Genomic DNA, 2,493 nt, shown 5'->3' with positions numbered 1-2,493 from the left:
GTAAGCGGGAAGGGAACCCCGTGGCTTAAGCTCGTGGCCGGTCTGGAGTAGGCTTCTGACGTTGATCTGATCTCCGGAGTGCCATGTCTATGACTAGTTCTACGCCTATGCCTGCGACTGGTAGCTTGCAGTTGGTGGAGGCGTTCGTCGAGAGGCTGGACGGTGCGCCGGTCGGCGAGCGCCGCCGGTGGTCGGAAGAGTTCAAGGCTCAGGCGGTCGCCGCAGCGTTGGAACCTGGTGTGAATGTTTCGGCGCTTGCCCGCCGTCTGGGGATTTCGCCGCCGCAGCTGTTTGGCTGGCGCAAGGCGTTCCTGAACAAGCAGAAAGAGGGTGTTCCTGTAGGCACCCCGGTGCCGATGGTGGAAATTGTCGTCGGCGATGTCATTATTCGCGTCGGGCCCGATCTTGGCGAGGTTGTGTTGCGCCGTCTCATCCGCGCGGTGCGCTCGGCATGATCCCGTCCGGTGTGCGGGTCTTTCTCGCGAGCCATCCGGTCGACTTCCGCAAAGGACCAGATAGCCTGCTGTCGCTGGTGCGCGATGCTGGCAGTGACCCGTTCAGCGGCGCGCTTTATGTGTTCCGCGCGAAGCGGGCGGACCGGATCAAAATCGTCTGGTGGGATGGCAGCGGTGTCTGCCTCTTTGCGAAACGCCTCGAGAAATCTTCGTTCTGCTGGCCGCGGATCGGGCATGTCCGGGTGCAGCTCAACCATGCCCAGCTCATGGCGTTGCTCGACGGGCTGGACTGGAAGCGGGTTCGTCCCGTGGCCGTCAAAGCCCCTGTATTTGCTGGATAACCCAGCTGCGGCAAAGTGAATCAACCCCGCTTTGGATGCGGATATCCAGCGGCATGCCCGGTCGGAACATGCTATCCTTGATGCCATGAGCGCCGACGATCTTTCCCTTCCCGACGATATGGACCTGCTAAAGTCCATGGTCCGCGCCATGGCGCAGAAGACGGCGGCCCTTGAAGACGAGAATGCGGCTTTGAAAGCCCGCAGTTCGGATGCCGACGAACGGATCAAGCGACTGATGCAGATCCTCAAAGCCTACGACCGCGCCCGGTTCGGGCGCCGCTCGGAGAAGCTTGGCACCGGCGGGCCGTCAGAGGACGAGGATGCTCAGCAGGCCTTTGTCTTCGAAGAGATCGAAACCGGCATCTCCGACCTCAGGGCGCAGGTCGGCACGGGTCTGTCCTCGGATGAGAAGCGACCGCCCCGGGCGCGCAAGGGCTTTCCGCCGCATCTGGAGCGGGTCGAGATGGTGATCGAGCCCGAGGACCTGCCGGAGCACGCAGGTAAGCAGAAGGTGCTGATCGGCGAAGATGTGTCGGAACGGCTGGATGTGATCCCGGCGAAGTTCCGGGTGATCGTGACCCGCCGCCCCAAATACGCGTTCAAGGGCTGGGATGGCGTCATCCAGGCCCTGGCCCCGGCCCATATCATCGAAAGCGGGCTGCCGACCGAGGCGCTGCTGGCGCAGATCGCGGTCTCAAAATACGCCGACGGCCTGCCACTCTATCGCCAGGAGGGAATTTATGCTCGCGATCTGGTGGACCTCGACCGGCGGCTGATGGCGCAGTGGATGGGCCGGGTCGGCTTCGAGCTGGAGATCCTCGCAGATCATGTCCTGGGCGAGATACTGAAAGGTGCCCGGGTCTTCGCCGACGAAACCAGCCTGCCGACCCTCTCCCCCGGCACCGGCGCCACAAAGAAGGCCTGGCTCTGGGCCTATGCTCGCGATGATAGCACCTTCGGCGGCAGCGGTCCGCCCATGGTCGCCTATCGCTTCGAGGACAGCCGATCCGGCGACTGCGTGCGGCGGCACCTCCGCGGCTATAGTGGTATCCTGCAGGTGGACGGCTACGCCGCCTACAACAAGCTGGTGCGAAAAGACGGGGGCAACGACGGCCCGCAACTGGCGGGATGCTGGGCCCACTCTCGGCGCCGCTTCTATGAACTCCATGCTGCCGGGGACTCACAGATCGCCACCACCACGGTGGAGCGGATGGCTGACCTCTGGAAGCTCGAGGCGGATGTCCGCGGTCAAAGCCCCGAGGCGCGCGTCGCTGCGCGTCAGGCTGTTTCGACGCCAATCGTCGCGGGGCTGTTCACACTGTGGCAGCAGACCTTGCCGCGCATCTCTGGGAAATCGAAGCTGGCCGAGGCCCTGCGCTACGCCATCGCCCGGCGCGAGATCTTCGAGCGATTCCTGACCGACGGCCTCGTCGAGCTCGACTCCAACATTGTCGAGCGCGCCATCAGGCCTCAGACCATTACGAGGAAGAACAGCCTGTTCGCCGGGTCAGATGGCGGCGGTCGCACATGGGCCACCATCGCCACGCTCTTGCAGACCTGCAAAATGAACAACGTCGATCCCGTCGCGTGGCTGACCCAGACGCTGGAGCGCATCGCCAACCAATGGCCAAGCGCCGAAATCGACGCTCTCATGCCCTGGAATCACAAAGCCTGAACGGTCTCGGCTACCCGCTTAC

At 63.6% G+C, this 2,493-nt stretch carries 3 protein-coding genes; all 3 read left to right on the top strand.

Annotated features, from left to right (window positions below; genetic code table 11):
* The first annotated feature begins 134 nt into the window (after nucleotides 1-134).
* The 3 genes from TRIHO_RS20175 to tnpC all read left to right on the top strand — a co-directional run bounded on the left by TRIHO_RS20175 (nucleotide 135) and on the right by tnpC (nucleotide 2,471).
* Nucleotides 135-455: a transposase gene (locus TRIHO_RS20175; RefSeq protein WP_232367850.1), complete on the top strand. Its 321-nt coding sequence runs from the start codon at nucleotides 135-137 to the stop codon at nucleotides 453-455.
* A complete protein-coding gene (tnpB, locus tag TRIHO_RS20170) occupies nucleotides 452-796 on the top strand; it encodes an IS66 family insertion sequence element accessory protein TnpB (protein WP_068248113.1) in 345 nt (114 codons plus the stop codon). Before TRIHO_RS20175 ends, tnpB begins: the two co-directional genes overlap by 4 nt.
* 85 nt (nucleotides 797-881) lie before the next feature.
* Nucleotides 882-2,471, top strand: a complete 1,590-nt coding sequence (tnpC, locus tag TRIHO_RS20165; protein ID WP_068248119.1) for an IS66 family transposase — start codon at nucleotides 882-884, stop codon at nucleotides 2,469-2,471.
* Nucleotides 2,472-2,493: the final 22 nt, after the last annotated feature.

The sequence above is a fragment of the Tritonibacter horizontis genome, from assembly GCF_001518015.1.
In the GTDB taxonomy this organism is placed as follows: domain Bacteria; phylum Pseudomonadota; class Alphaproteobacteria; order Rhodobacterales; family Rhodobacteraceae; genus Epibacterium; species Epibacterium horizontis.
Note: the sequence above shows the minus strand (reverse complement) of the source record. Positions and strands in the feature narration are given on the sequence as shown.

Coding starts and splice junctions, on each gene's coding strand:
- tnpB (WP_068248113.1), top strand. CDS start 452: ATGATCCCGTCCGGTGTGCGGGTCTTTCTCGCGAGCCATCCGGTCGAC.
- tnpC (WP_068248119.1), top strand. CDS start 882: ATGAGCGCCGACGATCTTTCCCTTCCCGACGATATGGACCTGCTAAAG.